A 24,936-nucleotide genomic window follows, 5' to 3' on the forward strand; every position below is an offset into this window, starting at 1 on the left:
CCTGAGAAGTTGCTGAGAGAAACGACTGCTCGGCTCAGGTGGGGATCACCAACCCGTGCACGACGAGCCCCGCGACCAACGCGACGACCGAGTCCGTCAGCTCCGCCGCGTCCCCACCGCGTGCGGCCGCGAGAAGCTCGGTGAGGTCGCCGACCGTCAGTCCGCCCGCGCGCATCCCGGCCAGGAGTGCCGCCCCGTCCGCGTCGATCTCGTGGGACCACGCGGGCCCGTCGCCGCGGTGGACCCGGCGTACGACGGTGGTCCACCCACCGGCCGGATCGGGGGTGGAGACCTCCTCGAGTGCCGTGGTCGGGGCGACGGCCACACACTCGTCGAGCAGATCGTGTGTGCGGAGCCAGTCCACCCGGTCCAGGACGTCGAGTGCCTCGTCGCCGAGGGGATCCTCGTACCCGTGCATCAGGTCCTCCGCGAGGACGCTGGTGGGCCGGTCGGTCCGGCGGAGGTACACGAAGCCGAAGCCGACACCCGTGACGCCGGCGGCGTCGAGGTGATCGAGCCAGGAGGTCGCCGTCTCGTCGACGGCCGGGTCTCTCAGATCGAGTCCACCGTCCCGCAGCCACGTGCCCACGTAGAGAGCGGGGTCCGCGATGTCGCGCTGCACTATCCACGCGTCGACACCGTGGTCCGGCAGCCAGGAGGCGACCCGTGACCGCCAGTCCTCACCGTCCACGTGAACCCAGGAGGCGAGCAACGAGGCGGTCCCGCCGGGTGCGAGATGCTCCGGTGCCGCTCCCACGACGAGGCTGCTGGCACCGTCGAGGTCCAGGCCGGAATCGCGGTAGGAGTGGGAGACTCGGCCCGATCCGACGACGAAGGGCGGGTTGGCGACGATGCGATCGAAGGTCCGCCCCGCGACGGGTGCGAACCACGAGCCCGGGATCGTCTCGAAGTCCAGACCGTTGAGGGCAGCCGTCATGCGGGTGAGGGCGATGGCCCGATCACTGACGTCGATGGCGGTGATCGACCGAGCGTACGGCGCCGCGTGGAGCGCCTGGATGCCGCAGCCGGTACCGAGATCCAGGACGGTGGGCGGACTCCCGTCGACACGGGTGGGTGTCCCGCGGACCAGCGACAGCGACGCGTGCCCGACGCCGAGCACGTGATCGGATCCGATACGGACGTCGCGCATGCTGCCGTCGATGTCGGACACCACCCACCGCGTGCCCGTGCCGAGATCGAGGGGGCGGATGTCGAGCAGACTGCGCACGGAGTCGCTGCCGGTCTCGAGGAGGCCCGCAGCGACCGCCCCGTCGAGTGTCGTCGGCGCGAGGGCGGTGGTCGCGGCGTCGATCGCCACGTCGTCGGAGAGCAGGAACAGCCGGACGAGCGTGCCGAGTGGACCGAGTTCTCCGCAGCGGCGACGCACCGGTGCGGGTTCGCCACGTCCCAACGCGGCATGGACCGAGTCGCCCAGTGCCTCCAGGATCCCGTCCGCGGTGAAGTCCGCTCGGTCGAACGCGACCCGCAACGTGGACGCGAGGTCGACGAGGCGGTCTGCGTCCACCGGGACGGACGGGGGAGGCGAGGTGCGGTGGTTCGAGTCGGTCACCGCGTCAGTGTGTCAGCAGACCGATCTCGGCACGGACCCGTCTCAGGACGTGGCGCGCGGATTCGAGATCGCGCGGCGGTCGAAATCGGGTTCCTCGTCGAGGTTCACCACCGGGTGGCTGCGGGCCTCCAGCGCGGTGGAGTCGGTCGCCCGCCAGCCGTAGCGGCTGGGCTCGTCCGCGGTCCGCGGCGGTCGGTCGTTGGCGATCAGGACTGCCATCCACGGGAGAGGAATGGACACGCCGACGATGGCCATGGCGATCCACGGGTTCTGCCACGCGCCGTACGACAGCGCCGCGAGGACCAGCGCCGGGATACGGAAAGACATGATGAAGAGGTATTTGCGCACGCGCGCTCGGTGCTGTTCCTCGACCGACGTTCGTGCCTCGGTGATCAGTACGGCCTCGCGAACGCTGTCGCGGGGTGAGATGCCGTCGTGTGCCATGACTCCACTGTGTCACTACTGAACGAAGTGTGCAGTAATCGGAGGTGGTGAGATGTGCGACGCGCGTGTCGGGAACAACCGTCATAATCGATGCATGAGCACGCAGACCAAGGAACGCCCCGACGTCAGCACCGACGAGACCACCGACGACGACACTCCGAAGTTCTTCCACTACGTGAAGAAGAACCGCATCGCCGAGAGCGCGGTGATGGGCACCCACGTCGTCGCACTGTGCGGCGAGGTCTTTCCCGTCACGAAGTCGGCCAAGCCCGGGTCACCCGTGTGCCCCGACTGCAAGAAGGTCTACGACGGCTTGCGCAAGGGCGAGTGATCCTGCCGATCACGCGTCACCTGACGCTTCTCCGGTGACTCGCCGCCGTCCCGATCCGACCGTGCGATGCGGATCGGGCCGGTGGCCAGCCGGCCGAGAGCGCCGACGGTGCCCGCACCCGGATCGGCTGCTTTCTCGGCGATCCATCCCTTGACCTGGTCCATGCGTGTGGCGCGCGCCGGCCAGAACTCCTGGACCGTGGCGTTGAACTCCGCCCCCAGCACCACCGCGAATCCCAGGAAGAACGTGAAGAGCAGGAAGGCGATCGGAGCCGCGAGCGCGCCGTAGGTGTAGCCCGTTCCGGTCACCCAGGACAGGTAGGTGCGCAGCACCGCACTCGCGAGCATGAAGAACACTCCGGCCAGCAGCGATCCGCCGAGCAGGCGGTGCCACGGCAGCGAGGTGTGCAGAGCCACCTTGTAGAGCGTCGTCAGGCCGACGATGAGCAGCAGTCCGACACCCGGGTAGTACGCGATGTCGATCACCTGCGAGCCGATCTCGAACCACGACGACGGCAGCACCCGACCGATGATGGTGGGCCCCAGCGCGACGAGGGGCAGGACGAACACCGCGACGATCAGGAACGCGACGTACAGCAGCAGGGCGAAGATGCGCTGCCACACGGGGTTGCGCGCGTCCTGCTGACCGTGTGCCTCGACGATGGAGTCGACGAAGGTGGAGATCGCCGACGAGCCGGCCCACAACGACAGCAGGAAGCCCACGGACACGACGGGACCGTGTCCGCTGTTGAGGATGTCCGTCAGCGTGGGGGCGATGATCTCGTCCACGACGTTGTCGCTGAACAGCGTGGAGCTGAACGTCACGATCTTCGACTCGATGATGTCGAGAGTGTTCGGTCCGAACCACCCCGCGATGTAGGTGAGGCTGCCGAGGAGTGCGAGCACCAGCGGCGGCAGCGACAGGGTCTGCCAGAAGGCGGCGGTGGCGGACTTGCCGAAGATGGAGTCGTCCCACGCCTTGCCCGCCGTCCTCGCGACGACGCGCCAGGCCGTGCGCAGCGGCCGTCCCGGGACGGGACCGGGCCCCGGCTCTCCGTCGGGCGTCGACGCTGCCGCGGTGTCCCGATCGGACGTGTTGTCGGCGGGTGCGCTCATGATGACTCCAGCATGGCCCACCGGCGTCGCTCGGGCACGTCCCGGCCCGGTGTGTCGCCGTCGCGGGCACCGGCGGCGACGTGCGCATTGGTGGGCGCGCCGACGTCCGCGATAGTCTGATCGACGGATGTGCACACGAGACGACGAGCCGAACGGGAGTTCCATGCCACGGGTGGTTCGCATCCTTTCAGGTGGACGTACGGCGCCGGACGAGGCCCGTTCATGACGGCCGAGATCGGCGAGAAGGTCGACAGCGCAGGAGGTCTCCCTGTGACAGGGCCGGCCGGAGTCGCCCTGCCGCCACTGCGCGCCTGGCAGCGGCGAGCGCTCACGAAGTACCTGTCGGCGGGTCCGACCGACTTCCTGGCCGTCGCCACTCCGGGAGCCGGCAAGACCACGTTCGCGCTCCGCGTGGCGCTCGAGCTGCTGAGCGACCGCACCGTGGACCAGGTCACGGTCGTCGCTCCCACCGAGCACCTCAAGCACCAGTGGGCAGAGGCGGCGGCGCGCGTCGGACTCGCCCTCGACTCCCGCTTCTCCAACAGCACCGGGCAGACGTCCAGCGACTTCCACGGCATCGTCGTCACGTACGCACAGGTGGCGTCGCACCCTTCCCGCCACCGGGTGCGGACCGAGAACCGCAAGACGCTCGTGATCCTCGACGAGATCCACCACGGCGGTGACGCCAAGAGCTGGGGCGAGGGCATCCGCGAGGCCTACGGCGACGCGACGCGCCGCCTGGCATTGACGGGAACGCCCTTCCGCAGCGACGACAGCCCCATTCCTTTCGTGAACTACGAGCCGGACGACGAGGGCCTGCCCCGGTCGCGCCCGGACCACAGCTACGGCTACGCCGACGCGCTGGCGGACGGTGTCGTGCGGCCGGTCGTCTTCCTCGCGTACTCGGGCGAGGCACGCTGGCGCAACAGTGCGGGCGAGGAGTTCGCCGCCCGTCTCGGGGAGCCGCTCAGCGCCGAGCAGACGGCGCGGGCCTGGCGTACCGCTCTCGACCCGTCCGGTGAGTGGGTGCCGTCGGTGCTCGCCGCGGCCAACACCCGGCTGCACCAACTCCGTCAGGGCGGCATTCCAGACGCGGGTGGCCTCGTCATCGCGTCGGATCAGACCACCGCGCGCGCCTACGCGGGAATCCTCGAGGCGGCGACGGGGGAGACCCCGACGCTCGTCCTGTCCGACGATCCCGGGTCCTCGGCCCGCATCGCCGAGTTCGGCGCGGGAACGTCGACCTGGATGGTGGCCGTGCGCATGGTGTCGGAGGGCGTGGACGTCCCGCGCCTCGCGGTCGGCGTCTACGCGACCAGCGCCTCCACACCGCTGTACTTCGCCCAGGCCGTCGGGCGCTTCGTGCGTTCTCGCCGCAAGGGTGAGACGGCGAGCGTGTTCCTGCCCTCGGTGCCGGTGCTCCTGGACCTGGCCAGCCAGCTCGAGGCGCAGCGCGACCACGTCATCGGGAAGCCGCACCGGGAGAAGGACGGTCTCGACGACGACCTGCTCATCGAGGCGAACCAGCAGAAGGACGAGCCCGGCGAGGAGGAGAAGGCGTTCACCTCGCTCGGTGCCGACGCAGAGCTCGACCAGGTGATCTTCGACGGCTCCTCCTTCGGCACCGCGACGTTCTCGGGCAGCGACGACGAGGCGGACTATCTCGGCCTGCCGGGCCTGTTGGACGGCGACCAGATGCGCGCGCTGTTGCGGAAACGGCAGGAGACGCAGCTGGCACGCCCGGCGACGCCCACGGAGACTCCGGCTCCGGTCACCCTCCCGCCCGCCGGGCGGTCCGCGGACGCCGCGAAGCTGGCAGATCTGCGCAAGGAGCTCAACGGCCTGGTGGCGATGCATCACCACCGCACCGGCAAGGCCCACGGCATCATCCACGGCGAACTCCGACGGAGCTGTGGTGGGCCGCCCACCGCGATCGCGACGGCGGAGCAGCTCACCGAGAGGATCTCGGCCCTGCGTTCGTGGTGATCGCAGCACTGCACGAGCCCCGCGCACGACGAAGGGCGACCACCGGATCGGTGGTCGCCCTTCGTGGTGTCAGGAGTCGAGTGCTGATGCTGTGGGACCGAGTGCCCCGGTCATCACGCCATGGCGTCGGAATCCGCGTCCGCGACGATGGTGGCGTTCATCTCGAGGAGACGCGCTTCGTGCTCGTTGGCGTGGTGACGGCAGAACAGCAGTTCTCCGCCGGTGGGGAGGACGGCACGCACGCGCGCTCCCGCTCCGCAACGATCACACCTGTCGGCAGCGGTGAGGGTGGTGTCGGTCAACAATTCGGGCATGACTCCTCCGTACTGACCGTGACTACCACGGTCCTGGGGTCGGTCCGCCACGTCGGTTCGACGCGGTTCGTTCACTCTTACAGACGTATGGGGTTCGTGCGTTGTTCCCACGCGGATGGCCGTGTGTTGTCACAGACACGAAACATGCTGGTGAACCACGTCCCTCCCGAGCATCGTTCGCTGTCGGCAGAACGCACCCGCCCCTGTGCGCCCGTGTCGCGACCGGTGGATACGGTTCGACCATGACGGATGTGGACGCGCGCGGCCTCGCGTCGGTGGGGCGTTCGTTCCCGCCGTGGTCGGTGCCGTTCGTCTTCGTGGTCGGAGCGCTCGCGCAGTATCTCGGTGCCGCCATCGGCGTCCATCTGTTCGACACCATCTCGCCGGCGGCCGTGGCGTGGCTGCGCGCGGCAGGCGCAGCGGCCGTTCTGCTGGCCTGGCGTCGTCCCTGGCGCACGCGATGGACGGCCCGCACCATCGCGGTGGCCGGTGGGTTCGGTGTCGTCACGGTGGGAATGAACCTGGCGTTCTACGAGGCGATCGCCCGCATCCCGTTGGGCACCGCCGTGGCGATCGAGTTCCTCGGTCCTGTCCTCGTCGCCGCACTCGGATCGCGGCGCGCTCGGGACGTGCTCGCACTCGTCCTGGTGGTCGCGGGAGTCGCGCTGGTGGCCGGAGCGCGATTCGACGTGGGCCTGGTCGGGGTCGGTTTCGCACTCCTCGCCGCCGGACTGTGGGCCGGCTACGTGGTGCTCGGGAAGTCGGTCGCGACGGCGGGCGACGGGCTGGACTCCCTCGCCGTCGGCATGGCGGTGGCGTCGGTGATTCTCGCCCCGCTCGCGTTGACGCCCCAGGTCCTCGAGGATCCGTCGGTGTTCACCGCGCCGTCCACGTGGCTGCTGGGTGTCGGGGTGGGTGTGTTGTCGAGCGTGATCCCCTACGCGCTCGACCAGGTGGTCCTGCGCACGGTCGGACGGGCGCGGTTCGCGTTGTTGCTCGCGTTGCTGCCCACCACTGCGACGGTGGTCGGCGTCGTGGTGCTGAGGCAGGTGCCCTCGATCGCCGAACTCGCGGGCATCCTGTGTGTGATCGTCGCCGTCGCGCTGGGCGGTGTGGAACGACGCGCACGACCGGCGCCGCCGGCCGACACGACGCGACTGCAGGACCCGACACGAGAGGACGGCCGATGACCGAGATCCTGGTGCACATGTGCCCGGCGGCGGACTGGGAGGCGAGTGTGGCCGCGGGGGAGGTGGCACCCGCGTCGCTCGCCGAGCAGGGGTTCGTCCATCTGTCGACGCCGCAGCAGGTTCATCTGCCAGCCAACCGGCTGTTCGCTGGGCGCCGGGACATCGTGCTGCTGTCGTTGGACCCCACTCGACTGAAGGACCGTCTGGAATGGGAGCCGGGAGTACCCGGCGATCCGAGTTCGATGCTGTTCCCACACCTCTACGGACCGGTCCCGCTCACCGCGGTGGTCGAGGTGCAGCCCTACCTGCCCGACGACGACGGGACGTTCGTCGCCGTCGGGTGAGGTGCGGAACTGTCAGTCGAGGTAGTCGCGCAGCACCTGCGACCGGCTCGGGTGCCGCAGCTTCGACATGGTCTTCGACTCGATCTGTCGGATGCGCTCACGCGTGACCCCGTAGACCTGGCCGATCTCGTCGAGCGTGCGCGGCTGGCCGTCGGTGAGGCCGAAACGCAGTCGCACGACACCCGCCTCGCGCTCGGAGAGAGTCTCGAGAACCGACTGGAGCTGGTCCTGCAGGAGGGTGAACGACACCGCGTCGACTGCGACGACGGCCTCGGAGTCCTCGATGAAGTCGCCGAGCTGGCTGTCGCCCTCGTCGCCGATGGTCTGGTCGAGGGAGATCGGCTCGCGAGCGTACTGCTGGATCTCCAGCACCTTCTCGGGCGTGATGTCCATCTCCTTGGCGAGTTCCTCGGGAGTGGGCTCACGACCCAGGTCCTGCAGGAGCTCACGCTGGATGCGTCCGAGCTTGTTGATGACCTCGACCATGTGCACCGGGATACGAATGGTGCGGGCCTGGTCCGCCATGGCGCGGGTGATGGCCTGACGGATCCACCACGTCGCGTACGTCGAGAACTTGTAGCCCTTGGTGTAGTCGAACTTCTCCACCGCGCGGATCAGACCGAGGTTGCCCTCCTGGATGAGGTCCAGGAACGCCATGCCGCGGCCCGTGTAGCGCTTGGCCAGTGACACCACGAGGCGCAGGTTGGCCTCGAGCAGGTGGTTCTTCGCCCGGTTGCCGTCGCGGCAGATCCAGGTCATGTCGCGGCGCTGGGCCACGGGGAGCTTCTCGCCCTTCTCGGCGGACTCGGCCATGAGCTGGACGGCGTAGAGACCGGCCTCGATGCGCTTGGCGAGCTCGACCTCCTCTTCGGCGTTGAGGAGGGCGACCTTGCCGATCTGCTTGAGGTAGGCGCGGACGGAGTCGGCGGAGGCGGTGAGTTCGGCGTCCTTGCGGGCCTGTCGCAGCGCCTCGGACTCCTCCTCGTCCCACACGAAGTCGCCCGACGCCTTGTCCTCCGGCGTGGGTTCGGTGGTCGCGTCGTCCTCGACCTCGTCGCCGACGGCGACGACCTCGACGACGTCCGACTCGGCTGCGAGCTCGCCCTCGGGAACGTCGATGTCCTCGATGTCCGCGGTGGGCTCGTCGGCGTCGTCGCCGGTCGCAGGAGACGTCGCCTTCTTCGCTGCGGTCTTCTTCGATGCGGCCTTGCGCGGCGCGGCCTTCTTGGCTGCTGCCTTGCGCGGGGCCGCCTTCTTGGCCGGGGCCTTCGCGGGTGCGGTTCCGACGGCGCCGGGTGCGGTGCCGTCGGCCGACGCGGTGTCGACGGCCGGAGTGCTGTCGACTGCCGGCGCGGTGTCCGCGGTCTGACGAATATCGATGGCTGCCACGTACGCCCTTTCGTGACGGTGTCGTGCGGCGTCACGCCAGAGTGATGATCCGGCGGAGAGGTCTGTGGATTTCCCGGCGTGAAACCGGGGCGTGGACCATTGTAACGACCGCCGCGAGTGCACAGCACCAACGCGCGGGAGGACGCCGAGGTTCCCGGCTCACCGGCAGTGGGGTGTGAGTCACATCGCGCAGCGGCGAGCCGACGCGGCGCAGGTCAGAGGGGCGCGTGGTCGCCCTCGACGAGAATCAGGGCGCCACACCGGACTGTGCGGCGAGGGCCGCGCCGACGATTCCGGCGGCGTTGCGCAGCGTCGCGGGCTGCACCGGGGTGCGGTTGGTGAGCAGGGGGATCCACTTCTCGGCTTTGCGGCTGATGCCGCCGCCGGCGATGAAGAGGTCCGGCCAGAACAGATCCTCGATGCGCTCGAGCACGCGCGAGACCTCTTTGGCCCACGCCTTGTACGACAGTCCGTTGTCGTCCTTGACCGACGACGCGGCGCGGTGCTCGGCCTCCTTGCCGTCCACCTCCATGTGCCCGAGCTCCGTGTTGGGCAGGAGGACACCGTTCTGCAGGATCGCGGATCCGATGCCGGTGCCGAAGGTCAGCAGGATGACCACACCCTTGGAGTCCTTGCCGCCGCCGAACTTGTCCTCCGCGATACCCGCGGCGTCGGCGTCGTTGAGCACGGTCACCGAACGACCCCCGAGATGGTCGCGGAACAGCGCGCCGGCGTCGGTCCCGATCCAGCCCTTGTCGACGTTCGCGGCGGTTCGCGCCACGCCACCGGTGACGACGCAGGGGAGGGTGATGCCCACGTCCCCGGTCCACTCGAAGTGGTCGACGATGGCCGCGACCGTCTCGGCCACGGCCGTGGGAGTCGACGGTTGCGGGGTCTCGATCTTGTAGCGCTCGCCGATCAGTTCGCCGGTGGCGAGATCGACCACGCCACCCTTGACGCCACTGCCACCGACGTCGACACCGAAGCCTCGGCCCTCGGGGTGCGAGCCCGTCTTCCCGGCGATGGAGACCGGGCCGGGTTCGGTGTGGTCGTTCGTCATGACAGAACCTCCTGGTGGCGTACGCACGCGTCGGCGACCGGCGCGTTCGTGCGAGATCTGGTGCGCGCACGTCACCCTAGTTGCTGGCGGCGTTCCCGGTCGCGCGGCACCGCGGCGGGTGGCGCGCCGTACCGTTCCGCCGCCCGATGTGTTCGGATTACCGGGTGACTCCTCATGACGATCTGCCGCAGGACGACTCGACGAGCGCCCTCGACCCGGAGATGTTGCGCCGCATCGCCGTCGACGTCGCACGTGAGGCGGGACGCCACGTACGTCGGCGTCGGCCGGAGGTGTTCGGCGCGGGCGGTGCGGCGGTGGACGCCGTCCGGTCGAAGTCGACGCCCACCGATCCGGTGACGGTGGTCGACACCGAGACCGAACACGTCATCCGGGACCTGTTGAGCCGGCTGCGTCCCGACGACGCGGTACTGGGCGAGGAGGGCGGCGGGGAGGACATCGCCCCGTCCGGTGTCCGATGGGTCCTCGATCCGATCGACGGCACCGTGAACTTCCTCTACGGCATCCCGGCCTACTCGGTCTCCGTGGCCGCGCAGATCGACGGTGCGTCGGTGGCGGGCGCCGTGGAGGACGTGGTGGGGGATCGCACGTACGCGGCGTCGCTCGGCGGCGGCGCGTGGTGCTCGGACGCGGGCGGAGACTGGGTGCGCCTGCGAGTCAACGACATCGACGACGTGGCACTCACGTTGGTGGCCACGGGATTCGGTTACGACGCGGCGCGCCGCCGCCGTCAGGGCGCGCTGATCGCGGCTCTGCTGCCCGAGGTGCGGGACGTTCGTCGCATCGGCTCGGCGGCATTGGATCTGTGCATGGTGGCGGCGGGGCGCGTCGACGCCCACTTCGAGCACGGGCTCAGCCCGTGGGACTGGGCGGCGGGCGCTCTGGTCGCGGCGGAGGCGGGTGCGCGGGTGATCACTCCGTCGCCGCACTCCCGCAGCGACGACGGCGAGGTGACGATCGCCGTGGCGGAAGGTGTGGCAGACGGGTTCCTGTCCGTACTCGACCGTCTCGGTGGCGTCGCCGCCATCGCGAAGGCCTGACCCGCGTCAGCAGTTGACGCGGTGCGCGGCGGCGAGCAGATCGACGTCCAGGTTCGGTGCCGCGGCGCCCGGAGCCACGTCCGCGAGCGAGCGGATGACCTCCTCGCCGTCGGTGTTCGGTTCCAGCGCACGGAAGTTGGTGCCCAGCGCGAGATCCACGGTGTCGTCCTCGCGGGTGTCCTGAACGAACTCGGCGCACGGCGCGACCAGTGCGACGGTGCCAGCGGCGGCCACGCCGGCCGCGCCGAACCGGATCTGAGCTATGCACTGCATGTTCTGGTCGACGTAGACCGGGTCGTTGCCCACCTGCACGTCCGGTGCGCTGGCGAAGCCGAAATCGCTGAGATCGGCGGCGATCTCGGCGGCCTGGCCGCCCTGTCCGTTCGCGTTGAACACGCGCACGCGGGTGGCGGACAACGGGGCGGGCTGGGTGTCCGTGACCACCGAGGCGTCCACGACGCTGCCGGGCTCGGCGGCCGCGGGGGCGGCGGGATCGGAGGCCGGCTGGGGGGCGTTGCAGGCGACGGCGTCCGTGCCGGTCTCGGTCGTGGTCAGGATGTTCACCCACACGGCCGCACCGGCGAGGGCGAGCACGACGAGCACCACGAGGATCGGGAAGGCCCGACGCCGCGCGTACGGCCGCCCCTTGTCGTCGGTCGAGGAGCCGTGAGTGATGAGTGAGACCACGGGAGCGTGCCCTTCTGCTGATACGTGTCGCGCTGTCGTGTCACGGGCGGTGACTCGCTCACTGTAGTGGGCCGCGCCGGCATGTGACGCGCGACGCACGGCGGGTGGGAACGTCTGCACGGTCGACGGCGTTGGGCGGGGTGAACAGGGGAGATGCGGTTCCTGCGGGAGCCGTTCGCGCCACGACACACCGCGCTGGGCAGGGTGTTTTCCACACCGGCTCGTCGTCGGCTATTGTCTGGCGGCCCGGCGGATCGAACTCACGGCCGGTCGGGCTCCTCGGGCCTGCACGCCCGCAGCAAGAGAATGTTTCCCGTCACGGGGATTCGGGCACAGTCGGCTCACCCGCACGCCGGCCGTCATCCGTCAGGACGACGGCTGCGAATAGGTGAGCGAGAAGGACGGAGATCCTCCCGGCGGAAGTCGGGAAGAAGTCCGACCGGATCGATGTTCTGCCACGAACAGCAGACGAGGAACACGAACGACCTGCATCGGGATCCGAGGGTGTGAGTCCGACAGAGGACGAGTTCGTCGAACAAGAAGCGGTCGACGTCTTGAACATCCCCCATGAAGGCGATCGAAGGAGACCGGGCACACCCGGTCTCAGCAGGAAGGTAAGGGGAACAACATGGCCACCGATTACGACGCACCACGCCGTACCGAGTCCGACGACGTGTCGGAGGACTCCCTCGAAGAACTGAAGGCACGCCGCAACGAGGCGCAGTCCGCCGTCGTCGACATCGACGAGACGGACACCGCGGAGTCCTTCGAACTGCCGGGCGCAGACCTGTCCGGTGAGGAACTGTCCGTGCGTGTCGTGCCGAAGCAGGCCGACGAGTTCACGTGTTCGAGCTGCTTCCTGGTGCATCACCGCTCGCGGCTGTCGTCCGACAACGGCGGCGTTCTGGTCTGCCGCGACTGCGCGGCCTGACCGAGGAGACCTCCGTCAGGAGGTCGGTGGCTGCGGAGTCAGAGCCGCAGCCACCGCATCCGGGTTCCGGGTGCTCACCAACCAGTACGGTGTCGGGTCGTTCTCGTCGTCGAGGACGACCAACACCATCGGCTTGACCCACGAACGATGCTGAACGAAGGCGGAGGGGTCGAGCTGGCGTCCGAGGGCGGCACTCTTCGCCGTCCCCGGCACCACCGCCACCCGATCGATCACCGATGCGGGGAGCCGAGCCTTGCCGGCGTGCAGCATGCGCTCGCCGTTCTGCTCCGTCACCTCGACGCGCATCCGGCCCAGGTACGTAACCACCCAGATCGCGAACGGCACCAGCACCACGTACGGCAGCCAGGCCATCACGCCGGGTGATCCCATGTGCACCTCGGCCGACAGGATCGCCGCGACGCCGATCGCGGCCACCCAGTACCAGACGGGTACGCGGAGCCGTTCGCTGTAGACGACCGTCTCACCCCCGCCGTCGTGTGCCGTCCCGGACGTCCGGGTGGCGTGATCTGCTGAGGTCTCTCTCGAAGCTGCGTCGGACACCCCTCCAGAGTAGAGGGTCGGACGGGCGGGAGGTCGACGGTGCATCGGCGAGTAATCTCGACCGATGTGAGCGATCTGACGGCCGAGACGGCGACACGCACGACCCGCGGAGACCAGGGATCGGCACAGGCCGTCGAGACGGTGGCCGTCAGACGACTCGATCCGGACATCCCGCTGCCCGTCCGTGCACACGCCGGTGACGCGGGTGTGGACCTGTGTTCTACCGTCGACGTCGTCATCGAACCCGGTGAGCGTGCCATGGTCGGTACGGGCATCGCCGTGGCGCTGCCGGTCGGCACCGTCGGCCTGATCCACCCACGGTCCGGCCTCGCCGCGCGAGCGGGATTGTCGGTGGTCAACACGCCGGGAACGGTCGATGCCGGTTATCGCGGCGAGATCAGGGTCTGCCTCATCAACCACGATCCACGCACCCCCATCGAACTGCGGCGCGGGGACCGCATCGCCCAGCTGCTGGTGCAGCGGGTCGAACTGCCCGACTTCGTCGAGGTGGCCGAGCTGGACGACACCACCCGGGGTGTCGGCGGCTACGGCTCCAGCGGCGGACACGCGGTTCTCGATGCCGTCACCGCCAGCGAGAAGGAGAACTGAGCATGTTCGGACGCAAGAAGAAGGGGCGCGACGACGTCGACGCCACCGATCTCGACTCCGCGCAGGACGTCGAGGTCGAGGAGGTGGACGAGGTCGACGAGGTGGACGGTACGGCGGACGACACCACCGGGCCGTGGTCGATCGACGACCTCGACGGCGACCGCGAGAGCATCGCGGAGGGACGGCTCGATCTGGGATCTGTGCTGCTGATGCTTCCGGCCGGCGGACAGCTGCAGGTCGAGATGACGCAGGCCGGCGCACCCCAGGCCGTCCACATCGTCACTCCGAACGGGCGCATCACCGTGGCGGCCTTCGCCGCTCCGAAGTCGCCCGGTCAGTGGCGTGACGTCGCCGCCGAGTTGGCCGACACGCTGCGCCGCGACAACGCGCGGGTGGCCACCGAGACAGGCCCGTGGGGCCGTGAGGTGGTGGGCTCCGCGGCCGGCGGGGATCTGCGTTTCATCGGCGTCGACGGGTACCGCTGGATGATCCGCGGCGTGGCGAGCGGACCGGCAGGCAGTGTCGAGGCCGGATCGCCGCTGGTCGAGCAGGCGCGTGCCGTCGTGGCGGCGACCGTGGTCGATCGCGGCTCGGATCCGCACCCGGTGCGGACGCCGTTGCCCATCAGTCTGCCGCCGGCACTCGCTCAGCAACTCGCGGCCGCGCAGCAACAGCAGATGGCGGCCGCACAGGCGCAGGCACAGGCGGCGGTGCAGCAGCAGGTGCCCCAGCAGCAGGTACCTCAGCAGCAGGCCCCCGACGTGGACGCCGCTGCCGAGGCGCAACGTCGGCGCGGGCCCTCCGGTTCGGCGATGCAGCAGCTCGACTGAGTTCTCGGCGAGAGCAGCTCGACTAGGACCCGCCCGTCGCACGCCGGAACGCGGTGACGCCCAGCCTCCCGAGCTCGCCCGGGGACGCGGCGAGGACGTCGAGCGCGAAGGTGTCGAGGTGCGCCGTGGGAAGAGCCGCGCACCAGTCCTGCGCGACGCCGAGCGGATGCACCGGGTCGTCGATCGCTGCCACCACGCCGACCGGCACCGCGAGGGATCGCAGGTCGTCGAGGGTGGGTGCCACGTACCGGGCGGCGTCGTCCAGCGCCGTCGGCAGCTGCGGCCACTGTGCTCGCCACGACCGCGTCAGCGCCTCGGCGAGCCACCGCGGACTCGACTGCGCCATCGCAGCCACCGACGCATCGAGGCCGTGGGCCCGCAGCGTCGCCGCCGTCGCGGCGGCACCGACCGCAGCGGGGGAGTCGCCCGGAGATCCGGTCCACGCCGGCATCGCGAGGACGGCGCCCTGCGCGGCGCCCCGACGGTCGAGCGCCCACCGCGCCGCGACCGCCGCGCCGAGTGAGACACCGCCCACGATCAGGTCCCCTCGAACGGCGCCTCGTACGTGGTCGAGCGCCCGCACGTAGCCCCCGACGACGTCGGCGGGTTCGGGCTCGATCACCCGCAGTGACCAGCCGAGATCCGCCACGGCATCACCGAAGGCCCCCTCGACGAACGACGCGTCGGAGCCGGTGCCGGGTAGCAGTACGACGGTGGTTGTCTCCATGGTGTCCGCATCTTCTCGTGGCGTTCACCGACCCGACCGGCCGGGTGTGGTGAGGCGTGCTCGGAAAGGTCTACAGTGGCGCTGACAGAAGCAGAACATCCGCCGCGGAAGGCCCGCGCGAACCGCTCCAGGAGCACTCATGGCACCCGCTGCCGCAGGATACTTCCGCCGCATGGCCCGGAAGTTGACCGAGGACATCGATCAACTCGATGCCGAGGAGTTGGAGTCGACGTCGAAGGCGTCCGGCGCCCAACGAGCATGCGATTGCACTCGCGGTGACGAGGTCACCATGGTCGGACGGCTCCGCAGCGTCGAGACGTGCAGCAAGGCCGCCAACGCCATCGTCGAGGCCGAGTTCTTCGACGGCACCGACACCATCTCGCTGATCTGGATCGGCCGACGCAAGATCGCCGGCATCGAGTCCGGCACGCAGTTGCTGGTCCGTGGTCGCGTGGGGGAGCGTGAGGGCCGCAAGGTCATCTACAACCCGTACTACGAGCTGCGCACCGAGGACTAGTTCTTCGGGAGCCGCATCGTCTGGCACCCTGAACTGCATGAGCGAGTCACCGAACAGTCAGCCCACCGAGGACGCGCCTCCCGAGACGATCCTGTCCCAGCTCGGTGGGGTCAGCGGACTGGTGTTCTCCACCCTGCCCGTGCTGGTCTTCGTTCCGGTCAACTCCCTCGCCGGTCTCACCGCGGCCATCTGGGCCGCCCTCGGTCTGGCCGTGGCGATCCTGGTGTGGCGCCTCGTGAAGCGGGATCCGATCCAGCCGGCCGTGTCGGGATTCTTCGGCGTGGCTGTGTGCGCGTTCATCGCCTACCGCACCGGAGACGCCAAGGGCTACTTCCTGTTCGGGATCTACACCTCGCTCGCGTACGGCGGGGTGTTCCTCGTCTCGATCCTCGCTCGTCGGCCGCTCGTCGGCATCGTGTGGGGCTACCTCAACGGCACCGGCAAGGCCTGGCGCGAGCATCGGGCCGCCGTCCGCGCGTACGACATCGCGACGTTCGCCTGGGTTCTCGTGTTCGTCGCGCGGTACGTCGTGCAATCGCAGCTCTACGACTCCGACCAGACCGGGTGGCTCGCGGTCGCCCGCATCGCGATGGGCTGGCCGCTCGCGGCGGTCGCGTTCGCCGTCACGTTCTGGGCCGTGCGACGGGCCGACGCTGTCGTGGCCGCAGCGACGCACCGGGAGAGCGAGACCACCGAGGTCGTGGACGCGGACCGCATCGAGCCCTGACGGCTGTCGGTCGGTCCTGTCCGTCAACGCTGGGAGAGTCCCAGCACCTCGCGGAGTTCGTCCTCGACGTCGACGGTGGTGACGAACAGCAGTTCGTCGCCGCCCTCGAGCGGGTCGTCCTTCTCCGGGACGATGACGCGGCCACCGCGCAGGATGGTGACCAGCGCGACGTCGCGAGGAAGCGTGATGCGGCGCACCGGCTTGCCCGCCAGCGGTGTGTTCGCCGGCAACGTGATCTCCACGAGGTTCGCCTTGCCCTGGCGCAACGTCATCAGGCGCACCAGATCTCCCACCGAGACCGCCTCCTCGACGAGCGAGGCCAGCATGCGCGGTGTCGACACGGCGACGTCGACTCCCCACGACGCGTCGAAGAGCCACTCGTTGCGCGGGTCGTTGACGCGGGCGACCACTCGGTCGACGCCGAACTCGGTCTTCGCCAGCAGGCTCAGGACCAGGTTGGCCTTGTCGTCGCCCGTGGCGGCGATGACCACGTCGTACGACTCGATGCCGGCGCCCTCGAGGGTGGCCAGCTCGCAGGCGTCCGCGTGGATCCACTCGGCCGCCTCGACCGATGCAGGGTCGACGTGGTCGGCCTTGCGTTCGATCAGCAGGACGTGATGGTCGGACCTGAGGAGCTCGCGGGCGATCGAACGGCCCACGGCTCCCGCTCCGGCGATGGCGACTCTCATGACGGATCCTTCGGTGACAGGTCTGGTGCGGGGACGGACACGAGGTGAGGCAGGAGCCGTCAGTCCTCGGGCGGAGGGTTGCTCGCGAGCGCCACGGCCTCGGCGACCATGCCGTCGACCGCCGCGATCCACACCTCGTCGTCGGCCTGGATCACTGTCTTGCGGTCGGGCAGGAGTCCGGCACCGAAGCGGATGATGAAGGCCACTCGGGACTTGGTCGCACTCTCGAGCGCGGTCACGCCCTTGCCCACCCATCCCTCGCCGATGTCGAGGCGGGCCACCGCGACGCTGCCCGACGGATCGCGCCACTTGGTGAGCTCGTTGTCGTGGATCAGCGTGTGCAGGAATCGATCCGTCGTCCACGGCACCGTGGCCACCGTGGGGATGCCGAGGCGTTCGTAAACCGCGGCGCGCTTGGCGTCGTAGATGCGCGCGACGACGCGCTCGACACCGAACGTCTCGCGGGCGACACGCGCGGAGATGATGTTGGAGTTGTCGCCCGAGGACACCGCGGCCAGTGCGTCGGCCTTCTCGATGCCCGCCTCGACGAGCACGTCCCGGTCGAACCCCATGCCGATCACCTGACGTCCGGTGAAGTTGGGACCGAGCCGGTGGAACGCGGTGGGATCGCGGTCGATGACCGCGACCTCGTGGCCGATGCGGGTGAGTGCACCCGCGAGGGCGGAGCCGACGCGGCCACACCCCATGACGACTACGTACAACAGACGCTCCGTTCGGGAGTCGAGAGGACGGTGCCCAGGTGATTGCTGCCGGGAGGGACTTCGCGCAACGCTATCGGTCACCCTGCCCCACGGTCGAGCCCGGTACGGCCTACGCTCTGCGATGTGTCCAAGCTTTCGACGGCCACCAAGAGGCTGCTGCTGGGTAGGCCGTTCCGTAGCGACACGCTCGGACACACGCTCCTGCCCAAACGCATCGCCCTCCCGGTGTTCGCGTCCGATGCCATGTCGTCCGTCGCCTACGCGCCCGAAGAGATCTTTCTGGTGTTGTCGGTCGCCGGGATCTCGGCGTACTCGTTCTCCATCTGGATCGGTCTCGCCGTCGCCGTCGTCATGGCGGTGGTCGTGGCGAGCTACCGCCAGAACGTGCACGCCTACCCGTCCGGCGGTGGCGACTACGAGGTGGCCACCACCAACCTGGGACCGACCGCGGGCCTGACCGTCGGCAGCGCCCTCCTCGTCGACTACGTGCTCACGGTCGCCGTGTCCATCTCGGCCGCCGCCTCCAACATCGGATCGGCCCTGCCGTTCGTCGCGGAGCACAAGGTGCTGTTCGCGGTCGCCGCCATCGTGCTCATCACCTCGATCAACCTGCGCGGCGTCCGCGAGTCCGGTACCGCGTTCGCGATCCCCACGTACGCCTTCATGGTGGGCATGGTCGTCATGCTCGTGTGGGGCCTGGTGCAGGTGTACGTCCTCGGCGACGACGTGTCGGCCGAGTCGTCGAACTTCGAGCTGCAGGCGGAGGACAGTCACCTCTACGGCATCGCGTTCGCGTTCCTGCTGGCGCGCGCGTTCTCCTCCGGGTGTGCGGCGCTGACGGGTGTCGAGGCCATCTCCAACGGCGTGCCCGCCTTCCGCAAGCCGAAGTCGCGCAACGCCGCCACGACGCTCCTGCTGCTCGGCTCGATCGGCATCACGTTGCTGCTCGGCATCATCCTGCTGGCGGAGAAGATCGGTGTGAAGTACGCGGCGGACCCCGCGACCCAGCTCGTCGGGGCTCCCGAGAACTACCAGCAGAAGACGCTCATCGCGCAGTTGGCCGAGGCCGTCTTCCGGCACTTCACGCCCGGCTTCTACTTCATCACCATCGTGACGGCGCTGATCCTGGTGCTGGCCGCCAACACCGCCTTCAACGGGTTCCCGGTACTCGGGTCGATCCTGGCCCAGGACCGCTTCCTGCCCCGCCAGTTCCACACCCGCGGCGACCGGCTCGCGTTCAGCAACGGCATCCTGTTCCTCTCGGCCGCCGCCATCTTCTTCGTCGTCATGTTCGGCGCGGAGGTGACCAAGCTGATCCAGCTCTACATCGTCGGAGTGTTCGTCTCGTTCACGCTCAGTCAGACCGGCATGGTGCGGCACTGGACGCGGTTGTTGCGTACCGAGACCGACCCCGCGCAGCGCCGGTCGATGATGCGGTCGCGTGTCGTCAACGGCATCGGCCTGGCCATGACGGGAGCCGTCCTGGTGATCGTCCTGCTGACCAAGTTCCTCGCGGGCGCTTGGATCGCGATCATCGCGATGCTCGCGATCTTCGGACTGATGAAGCTGATCCGCAAGCACTACGACTCGGTGGCCACCGAGCTCGCCGACGTCGAGTGGGACGGTGTGCTGCCCAGCCGCACACACTCCATCGTGCTCGTGTCCAAGCTGCACAGCCCGACGCTGCGCGCCCTCGCCTACGCCCGTGCGACCAGGCCGGACACCCTCGAGGCGATCACGGTCAACGTCGACGAGGCGGACACGCGCACCCTGGTGCGCGAGTGGGAGAAGAGCGACCTCAGCGTCCCGCTCAAGGTGGTCGAGTCGCCGTACCGCGAGATCACCAAGCCCGTGCTCGACTACGTGCGCCGGGTCAAGCGGGACTCACCGCGCGACGTCGTCACCGTGTTCATCCCCGAGTACGTGGTGGGTCACTGGTGGGAGCAGGTGCTGCACAATCAGAGTGCGTTGCGACTGAAGAGTCGCCTGCTCTTCCAGCCCGGCGTCATGGTCACCAGCGTGCCCTGGCAGCTCAACTCGTCCGAGCGGGCGAAGCGCGAGAGCCTCGAGAACGCACCGGGCTCGTCCCGTCGTGGTTACGAGCCCACCTCGGCCGAACGGCGATCCGAACGATGACCGACTCGTGGCTCGGCGCGGTCGTCGAGGTCCGCGTGGGCAAGCCGGGACACGGCGGCTTCTGCGTCGCACGGCACGAGGGACGCGTCATGTTCGTCCGGCACAGCCTTCCCGGCGAGCTGGTGACGGCGCGGGTCACCGAGGACACCGGCAAGTCCTTCTGCCGCGCGGACGCCGTCGAGATCCTGGAGGCCTCGCCCGACCGCATCGCGCCGCTGTGTCCCATCTCCGGCCCCGGTGGGTCGGGATGCTGCGACTTCTCCCACGCGACCGCCGAGGCCGGACGCCAGATCAAGGCGGCCGTGGTCGCCGAGCAGTTGAGCCGCGTCGGGGGCATCGAGCGCACCGTCGAGGTGGAGTCGCTCGGTGATCAGACCGGCTGGCGGACGCGCATCCGGTTGGGTGTGGACGACGAGGGACGGCCCGGTTTCCACCGGCTCCGCAGCGCCGACATCGTGACGGATCTGGCCTGCCCACAAGCGGTTCCGGGGATGTACGACGGGCTGGCCGCCCGGTCGTGGACGCCGGGCGCCGATCTCGCGGTGGCCGTGGACTCCGACGGGACCCGTCACGTCGTGGAGATCGCTCCTGCCGTCGACCGTCGCGTGCGCGCCGACACCGGTCGTCGCGGCGCCTCCTCGCGCCGCGCCGCGAAGTCCGGTGACCGCGCGCACCGGGTGCGCGCGGGCTCGGGTCGGGCCGTCGAGCGCGTCGGGTCGCGCGAGTGGACCGTGGACTCGTGGGGGTTCTGGCAGGCTCACCGGGCGGCTGCCACGCAGTACGCCGAGGTGGTCCGGGAGTGGTCCGGTGCTCGGCCCGGTGACACGGCCTGGGACCTCTACGCCGGTGCGGGCACCTTCGCGTCCGTCGTCGCCGAGGCGGTCGGACCGGGCGGCACCGTCGCAGCGGTCGAGTTCTCCCACCGGGCGGTGGTGGACGGGCGTGCGGCGGTGACGGACCTGCCGCAGCTGTCGATGCAGGCAGCGCCCGTCGAGCGCGCGATCGGATCCCTGCCGCCGCAGCCGTCCGTCGTCGTCCTCGACCCGCCACGATCCGGCGCCGGCAGACAGGTGATCGCGGCGGTCGCCGGTGCGCACCCGGATCGTGTCGTGCACATCGGGTGCGACCCCGCGTCCTTCGCACGGGACGCGGGGCTCTACCTCTCGCACGGCTACCGCCTGGAGAATCTCCGTGCGTTCGACGCCTTCCCGATGACCAGCCACGTCGAGTGCATCGGATCGTTCGTCCGGGACTGACGCGTCACTTGGCGTTGTACAGGCGCATCGTGATCGGTCCGAACACCGCCAGCAGTCCGACGGACCAGATGCCGGTCCACATCAGCGCGTCCGTCTCGAGCACACCGTCGGCGAAGCCGCGCAGCGTCGTCACCAGATGCGACACCGGATTGACCGACACGAACGCCTGCAGCCACTTGGGCATCGTCGTCGGGTCGACGAAGATGTTGCTGGCGAAGGTCAGCGGGAACAGCACGAGCATGGACACGCTCATCACCGCGGTCTCGCTGCGCAGCATCAGCGCGAACATCGTCCACACCCACGAGACGCAGAACGAGAACGCCAGCAGCAACGCCACCGACGCCAGCACGCCGAGCACGCCGCCCGCGGGCCGGAAGCCCAGCGCGAGACCCAGCACGAGCACGATCGTCGAGGCGAGGGTGTAGCGGACCACGTCTCCGAGCAGGGCGCCGACCAACGGCGCCGGCCGCCAGATGGGCAGCGACCGGAACCGGTCGAAGACCCCCTTCTCGATGTCCTTGTTCAAGGTCAGACCCGTGTACATGGTGATCATGACGACGGTCTGCACCAGGATGCCCGGCAGCAGGAACTGGATGTAGGCACTGGTCGAGCCCGCCAGGGCGCCGCCGAACAGGAACGTGAACATCAGCGTGAACATCACCGGGAACATGGTCACGTCGAACAGCTGCTCGGGGACGTGCTTGATCTTCAGCAGTGCTCGCCACCCGAACGAGAGCGCCGCCGACATCGACGACGGTCGATCGGGACGGGGACCGGAGTCGCGGAGCAACTCGGCGATGGTCGGCTGCGCGGTGCCCGTCGCGGCGGTGGGGGAGTTGGTGGTGGTCATTCTCAGGACGCCTCCAGTTCTGTCGTTCGTCCGGTCAGTGCCAGGAACACCTCGTCCAGGCTGGGTTGCCCGAGGGCGTAGGTGGTGACGCCGATGCCGTCGTCCGACAGCGTCGCGAGTGCGCGGGCCACCAGGGCGGTGTCGTCGACCAGCGCGGTGACGGCGAAGGGATCGGACTCGAGAGTCACGTCGGTGTGCAGGGTCGCGCGCAGGACGTCGGCGGCGTCGTCTCGGCGCGACTGTTCCGCGACGCGGACGTGCAGCGACCCCGAGCCGACCGACGCCTTGAGCTGACCGGTGGTGCCCTCGGCGATCACACGGCCCCGGTCGATGACGGCCACCCGGTCGGCCAACTGATCGGCCTCGTCGAGGTACTGCGTGGTGAGCAGGACCGTCGTGCCGCCGGCGACCAGGGAGCGCACGATCTCCCACACCTGGTTGCGGCTGCGGGGATCGAGACCCGTGGTCGGCTCGTCCAGGAACATCAGCTCCGGCGTGACCACCAGACTCGCCGCGATGTCGAGACGGCGCCGCATACCGCCGGAGTACGCCTTGACCTGCTTGCCGCCGGCCTCCACCAGATCGAAGACGCCCAACAGCAGATCGGCACGCTCCCGCGACGCCGGGCGCGAGAACCCGTACAGCCGCGAGAGGAGCACCAGGTTCTCCACTCCGGTCAGGTCCTCGTCCAGCGAAGCGAACTGGCCCGTGAGCGCCACCTTCGACCGCACCGCGTCGGACTCCGTCGCCACGTCGTGGCCGAGCACGCGGGCCGACCCGCCGTCGATGCCGGTCAACGTCGCCAACATGCGCATCGTCGTGGTCTTGCCGGCCCCGTTCGGCCCCAGCACCCCGTAGACCCCGCCCCGCGGGACGGCGAGATCCACGCCGTCCACCGCCACGGTGTCCCCGAACCTCTTCACCAGACCGACCGCCTCGATCGCCAGGCCTCCGGCCTTCCCGTCCGTCGGCGGCCGGCCTCCGGCCTTCCCGTCATGTGTCGTCATGTGAGTGCTGACTCCTGATCCGCCACGATCTCATCGGTATGTCCGGATCGTCCGATCCGGTGCGACGAGCGTCCCGCAGTCATTGCAGGTCCGCAACGGGTTTTTCGCCGGAGACGCCGGTCACCGATCCACTCACGCCCCGGTGACGAATGATTCCTGCACGATGTTCGCGCCGTGGCGTGGGCGCCACTGCCCGGCGACGTGGGCGCCATGACCCGGTGGCGCGTACGCCAGGACCGCGACGCGCAGGACCACGATCGCCGAGGGGGTGAGGATATGACGACGATGGCCACTAGTCTCATGGTCGATGAACTCGACGATGAACGTCTCGCAGCGAGGTGGGGGTCTGTGAGCGCCGGAGGTACGAGCGCAGCCGACCCGAGCGCCGGCGAGCCTCGGCACCGACGCGCCCCGGACGACACCGCCGATCCGTCGTGCCCCGTTCCCGATCCCGACCTCAAGCGTCGGCGTGTCGCCGAGGCCGACGAACTGCGTGCGTTGCTCGCACGTGTCGCCACCGGTGACCGCCGAGCGTTCGCCGATCTGTACGACGCGACCTCGTCTCGGGTGTTCGGCATGGTGCTGCGTGTGCTGCGCGATCCCGGGTTCAGCGAGGAGACCGCGCAGGAGGTGTTCCTGCAGATCTGGAAGACGGCCGACCGATACGACCCCGCGCAGGGGTCTCCGCTCGCCTGGATGATGACGTTGGCGCATCGCCGCGCCGTCGACCGTGTCCGGTCGGAGCAGTCCGGCACGGATCGCGAGGCGCTCTACGGCTCCTCGACCCACAGTCCCGCGCACGACGAGGTCCTCGAATCCGTGACCCAGACCCTGGAGTCGGAGTCGGTGGTCCGATGCCTGGACACGCTGACGGAGACCCAACGCGAATCGGTACGGATGGCGTACTACAGCGGGTTGACGTATCGGGAAGTGGCCGAGCGCCTGGGCGTGGCCGTTCCCACCGTGAAGTCCCGGATCCGGGACGGTCTGATCAAGTTGAAGAATTGTCTGGGGGTGGAGACCGGTGAGTGACGGAGAAGGTCGCCATCGCCGCCATGACGACGCGTCCGCACCCGACGACGTGTCGGAGCAGGATGCGATGCAGGACGTGAACGAGATGAACGACAGCGTGGTGGACGACGCCTACGCCTACGCACTGGACGCGATCGACCCCGCCGAGAGGGCGGACATCGAACGCAGGCTCGCGCAGTCGGACGCGGCGACGCGGTCGTGGTTCGAGAGCATCGTCGAGTCGGTCGACGAGACGATGGCGCTCAGCGCGTCGTCCACGGCCGCGGAACCGCCCTCGTCGTTGCGTGCGAGCATTCTCGCCGCGGTGGAGAGCACTCCGCAGGGTGATGCCCGGCCACTGGCCGATCCGATCGACGACGCTCCGGTCGCCCCGGTGGTGTCGCTCGACGATCGCCGCCGCACACGCCTGCGCGTGCTCGCGGCAGCCGCGGCGGCCGTCGTGATCGTCGGAGTGGGCGGCGCCGTGGTCACGCAGCAACTGGGAGACGCACCGTCGTCGCCCACGTCGCAGGTGCTTGCGGCCGGTGACATCAGGACCAGCACCGTCGAGGTCGAGGGTGGCGGTACCGCCACCGTGCGCTGGTCGCGCTCGCAGGACGCCGCCGTGGTCACGCTCGACGGGCTCGCGAAGCCCGGCGACGGCAAGGTGTTCGAGATGTGGCTCATCGGAGAGGATCCCGCGCCGCGCCCGGCAGGTCTCGTCCCCGCCGATGCCGCCACGCCCGCGCGCGAGCACGTCGTCACAGGCTTGAGCGACGCGACCACGTGGGCGGTGACGGTCGAGCCCGAGAGCGGTTCGGACGCACCCACCACCACGCCCATCGCCGCGGTCACGCTCGACGCCTGAGCGCAGC

28 protein-coding genes are annotated in these 24,936 nt (G+C 69.4%); 14 read left to right on the plus strand and 14 right to left on the minus strand.

Features of this window, described 5'->3' with window-relative positions; all coding sequences use genetic code 11:
• Positions 1-34: 34 nt before the first annotated feature.
• Together BR07_RS0109030 and BR07_RS23925 are read right to left on the minus strand one after the other, a co-directional pair.
• On the minus strand, positions 35-1,525 hold the full coding sequence (locus BR07_RS0109030; RefSeq protein ID WP_027505172.1) for a DUF7782 domain-containing protein: 1,491 nt from the start codon (positions 1,523-1,525) through the stop codon (positions 35-37).
• An 87-nt stretch (positions 1,526-1,612) separates the two neighbouring features.
• A complete protein-coding gene (locus BR07_RS23925; protein WP_051613200.1) occupies positions 1,613-2,014 on the minus strand; it encodes a DUF3099 domain-containing protein in 402 nt (133 codons plus the stop codon).
• Between the two features lie 94 nt (positions 2,015-2,108).
• On the opposite strand from BR07_RS23925, the gene BR07_RS0109040 reads away from it, so the two are divergent.
• A complete protein-coding gene (locus BR07_RS0109040) occupies positions 2,109-2,345 on the plus strand; it encodes a DUF3039 domain-containing protein (RefSeq protein ID WP_027505173.1) in 237 nt (78 codons plus the stop codon).
• Here BR07_RS0109040 and BR07_RS23930 read toward each other — a convergent pair.
• Together BR07_RS23930 and BR07_RS0109050 are read right to left on the minus strand one after the other, a co-directional pair.
• On the minus strand, positions 2,318-3,460 hold the full coding sequence (locus BR07_RS23930) for a YihY/virulence factor BrkB family protein (RefSeq protein ID WP_081821180.1): 1,143 nt from the start codon (positions 3,458-3,460) through the stop codon (positions 2,318-2,320). The two genes, BR07_RS0109040 and BR07_RS23930, sit on opposite strands and share 28 nt — an antisense overlap.
• Complete coding sequence (locus tag BR07_RS0109050; protein ID WP_155956976.1) at positions 3,457-3,630, minus strand: hypothetical protein; 174 nt, start codon at positions 3,628-3,630, stop codon at positions 3,457-3,459. The genes BR07_RS23930 and BR07_RS0109050 overlap by 4 nt, the downstream gene beginning before the upstream one ends.
• Before the next feature lie 52 nt (positions 3,631-3,682).
• Here BR07_RS0109050 and BR07_RS0109055 point away from each other — a divergent pair, with 52 nt between their 5' ends.
• Positions 3,683-5,446: a DEAD/DEAH box helicase gene (locus BR07_RS0109055; RefSeq protein WP_027505175.1), complete on the plus strand. Its 1,764-nt coding sequence runs from the start codon at positions 3,683-3,685 to the stop codon at positions 5,444-5,446.
• A 113-nt stretch (positions 5,447-5,559) separates the two neighbouring features.
• Here the strand turns inward: BR07_RS0109055 and BR07_RS0109060 are convergent, their stop codons facing one another.
• Positions 5,560-5,760, minus strand: coding sequence for a DUF7455 domain-containing protein (locus tag BR07_RS0109060; RefSeq protein WP_027505176.1), 201 nt, complete (start codon positions 5,758-5,760; stop codon positions 5,560-5,562).
• 242 nt (positions 5,761-6,002) lie between these two features.
• Here BR07_RS0109060 and BR07_RS23935 point away from each other — a divergent pair, with 242 nt between their 5' ends.
• Together BR07_RS23935 and BR07_RS0109070 are read left to right on the plus strand one after the other, a co-directional pair.
• Positions 6,003-6,950 carry an EamA family transporter gene (locus tag BR07_RS23935; protein ID WP_081821181.1) on the plus strand — a complete coding sequence of 316 codons (948 nt, stop codon included), beginning with the start codon at positions 6,003-6,005 and terminating at the stop codon, positions 6,948-6,950.
• A complete protein-coding gene (locus BR07_RS0109070) occupies positions 6,947-7,294 on the plus strand; it encodes a DUF952 domain-containing protein (protein WP_027505177.1) in 348 nt (115 codons plus the stop codon). The genes BR07_RS23935 and BR07_RS0109070 overlap by 4 nt, the downstream gene beginning before the upstream one ends.
• A 12-nt stretch (positions 7,295-7,306) precedes the next feature.
• On the opposite strand, the gene BR07_RS0109075 is transcribed toward BR07_RS0109070, so the two are convergent.
• Complete coding sequence (locus BR07_RS0109075; protein ID WP_027505178.1) at positions 7,307-8,683, minus strand: RNA polymerase sigma factor; 1,377 nt, start codon at positions 8,681-8,683, stop codon at positions 7,307-7,309.
• A 247-nt stretch (positions 8,684-8,930) separates the two neighbouring features.
• Positions 8,931-9,743, minus strand: a complete 813-nt coding sequence (ppgK, locus tag BR07_RS0109080) for a polyphosphate--glucose phosphotransferase (protein WP_081821182.1) — start codon at positions 9,741-9,743, stop codon at positions 8,931-8,933.
• Between the two features lie 146 nt (positions 9,744-9,889).
• On the opposite strand from ppgK, the gene BR07_RS0109085 reads away from it, so the two are divergent.
• Positions 9,890-10,801: an inositol monophosphatase family protein gene (locus BR07_RS0109085; RefSeq protein ID WP_037185531.1), complete on the plus strand. Its 912-nt coding sequence runs from the start codon at positions 9,890-9,892 to the stop codon at positions 10,799-10,801.
• Between the two features lie 6 nt (positions 10,802-10,807).
• Here BR07_RS0109085 and cei read toward each other — a convergent pair whose 3' ends face one another.
• Positions 10,808-11,488 carry an envelope integrity protein Cei gene (gene cei / locus BR07_RS0109090; protein WP_027505181.1) on the minus strand — a complete coding sequence of 227 codons (681 nt, stop codon included), beginning with the start codon at positions 11,486-11,488 and terminating at the stop codon, positions 10,808-10,810.
• Positions 11,489-12,116: 628 nt separating this feature from the next.
• On the opposite strand from cei, the gene BR07_RS0109095 reads away from it, so the two are divergent.
• Positions 12,117-12,419, plus strand: a complete 303-nt coding sequence (locus BR07_RS0109095; protein WP_027505182.1) for a DUF4193 domain-containing protein — start codon at positions 12,117-12,119, stop codon at positions 12,417-12,419.
• A 15-nt stretch (positions 12,420-12,434) separates the two neighbouring features.
• Here BR07_RS0109095 and BR07_RS23940 read toward each other — a convergent pair whose 3' ends face one another.
• A complete protein-coding gene (locus BR07_RS23940) occupies positions 12,435-12,980 on the minus strand; it encodes a DUF3093 domain-containing protein (protein ID WP_268788562.1) in 546 nt (181 codons plus the stop codon).
• A gap of 141 nt (positions 12,981-13,121) precedes the next feature.
• Between BR07_RS23940 and dut the strand changes: the two genes are divergently transcribed.
• Together dut and BR07_RS0109110 are read left to right on the plus strand one after the other, a co-directional pair.
• Positions 13,122-13,589 carry a dUTP diphosphatase gene (gene dut / locus BR07_RS0109105; protein ID WP_027505183.1) on the plus strand — a complete coding sequence of 156 codons (468 nt, stop codon included), beginning with the start codon at positions 13,122-13,124 and terminating at the stop codon, positions 13,587-13,589.
• Positions 13,590-13,591: 2 nt separating this feature from the next.
• Positions 13,592-14,419: a DUF3710 domain-containing protein gene (locus BR07_RS0109110; protein WP_027505184.1), complete on the plus strand. Its 828-nt coding sequence runs from the start codon at positions 13,592-13,594 to the stop codon at positions 14,417-14,419.
• 22 nt (positions 14,420-14,441) lie between these two features.
• Here BR07_RS0109110 and BR07_RS0109115 read toward each other — a convergent pair whose 3' ends face one another.
• Entirely contained in the window at positions 14,442-15,146 is a 705-nt protein-coding gene (locus BR07_RS0109115; RefSeq protein ID WP_027505185.1) for an alpha/beta fold hydrolase, read from the minus strand.
• A gap of 139 nt (positions 15,147-15,285) precedes the next feature.
• Here BR07_RS0109115 and BR07_RS0109120 point away from each other — a divergent pair, with 139 nt between their 5' ends.
• Together BR07_RS0109120 and BR07_RS0109125 are read left to right on the plus strand one after the other, a co-directional pair.
• Positions 15,286-15,663, plus strand: coding sequence for an OB-fold nucleic acid binding domain-containing protein (locus tag BR07_RS0109120; protein WP_027505186.1), 378 nt, complete (start codon positions 15,286-15,288; stop codon positions 15,661-15,663).
• A 37-nt stretch (positions 15,664-15,700) separates the two neighbouring features.
• The gene (locus tag BR07_RS0109125) at positions 15,701-16,390 is read left to right on the plus strand and encodes a DUF3159 domain-containing protein (RefSeq protein WP_051613201.1); all 690 of its coding nucleotides are present in this window, start codon (positions 15,701-15,703) and stop codon (positions 16,388-16,390) included.
• 23 nt (positions 16,391-16,413) lie between these two features.
• Here BR07_RS0109125 and BR07_RS0109130 read toward each other — a convergent pair whose 3' ends face one another.
• Both BR07_RS0109130 and BR07_RS0109135 read right to left on the minus strand, forming a co-directional pair.
• Positions 16,414-17,079 carry a potassium channel family protein gene (locus BR07_RS0109130; RefSeq protein WP_027505188.1) on the minus strand — a complete coding sequence of 222 codons (666 nt, stop codon included), beginning with the start codon at positions 17,077-17,079 and terminating at the stop codon, positions 16,414-16,416.
• A 59-nt stretch (positions 17,080-17,138) separates the two neighbouring features.
• A complete protein-coding gene (locus BR07_RS0109135; RefSeq protein ID WP_027505189.1) occupies positions 17,139-17,801 on the minus strand; it encodes a potassium channel family protein in 663 nt (220 codons plus the stop codon).
• 123 nt (positions 17,802-17,924) lie between these two features.
• On the opposite strand from BR07_RS0109135, the gene BR07_RS0109140 reads away from it, so the two are divergent.
• Together BR07_RS0109140 and BR07_RS0109145 are read left to right on the plus strand one after the other, a co-directional pair.
• A complete protein-coding gene (locus tag BR07_RS0109140) occupies positions 17,925-19,937 on the plus strand; it encodes an APC family permease (RefSeq protein ID WP_027505190.1) in 2,013 nt (670 codons plus the stop codon).
• On the plus strand, positions 19,934-21,193 hold the full coding sequence (locus BR07_RS0109145; RefSeq protein ID WP_027505191.1) for a class I SAM-dependent RNA methyltransferase: 1,260 nt from the start codon (positions 19,934-19,936) through the stop codon (positions 21,191-21,193). Before BR07_RS0109140 ends, BR07_RS0109145 begins: the two co-directional genes overlap by 4 nt.
• Positions 21,194-21,197: 4 nt before the next feature.
• Here the strand turns inward: BR07_RS0109145 and BR07_RS0109150 are convergent, their stop codons facing one another.
• Both BR07_RS0109150 and BR07_RS0109155 read right to left on the minus strand, forming a co-directional pair.
• Positions 21,198-22,043 carry an ABC transporter permease gene (locus BR07_RS0109150; protein WP_027505192.1) on the minus strand — a complete coding sequence of 282 codons (846 nt, stop codon included), beginning with the start codon at positions 22,041-22,043 and terminating at the stop codon, positions 21,198-21,200.
• Between the two features lie 2 nt (positions 22,044-22,045).
• Positions 22,046-23,050 (minus strand): ATP-binding cassette domain-containing protein, encoded by a 1,005-nt coding sequence (locus BR07_RS0109155; protein ID WP_051613202.1) that lies wholly within the window; start codon positions 23,048-23,050, stop codon positions 22,046-22,048.
• Between the two features lie 348 nt (positions 23,051-23,398).
• Between BR07_RS0109155 and BR07_RS0109165 the strand changes: the two genes are divergently transcribed.
• Entirely contained in the window at positions 23,399-24,082 is a 684-nt protein-coding gene (locus tag BR07_RS0109165) for a sigma-70 family RNA polymerase sigma factor (RefSeq protein WP_268788561.1), read from the plus strand.
• Positions 24,075-24,929 carry an anti-sigma factor gene (locus tag BR07_RS0109170; RefSeq protein WP_155956977.1) on the plus strand — a complete coding sequence of 285 codons (855 nt, stop codon included), beginning with the start codon at positions 24,075-24,077 and terminating at the stop codon, positions 24,927-24,929. Before BR07_RS0109165 ends, BR07_RS0109170 begins: the two co-directional genes overlap by 8 nt.
• Positions 24,930-24,936 lie beyond the last annotated feature (7 nt).

This window comes from Rhodococcus sp. UNC23MFCrub1.1 (genome assembly GCF_000686025.1).
Lineage (GTDB): Bacteria > Actinomycetota > Actinomycetes > Mycobacteriales > Mycobacteriaceae > Rhodococcoides.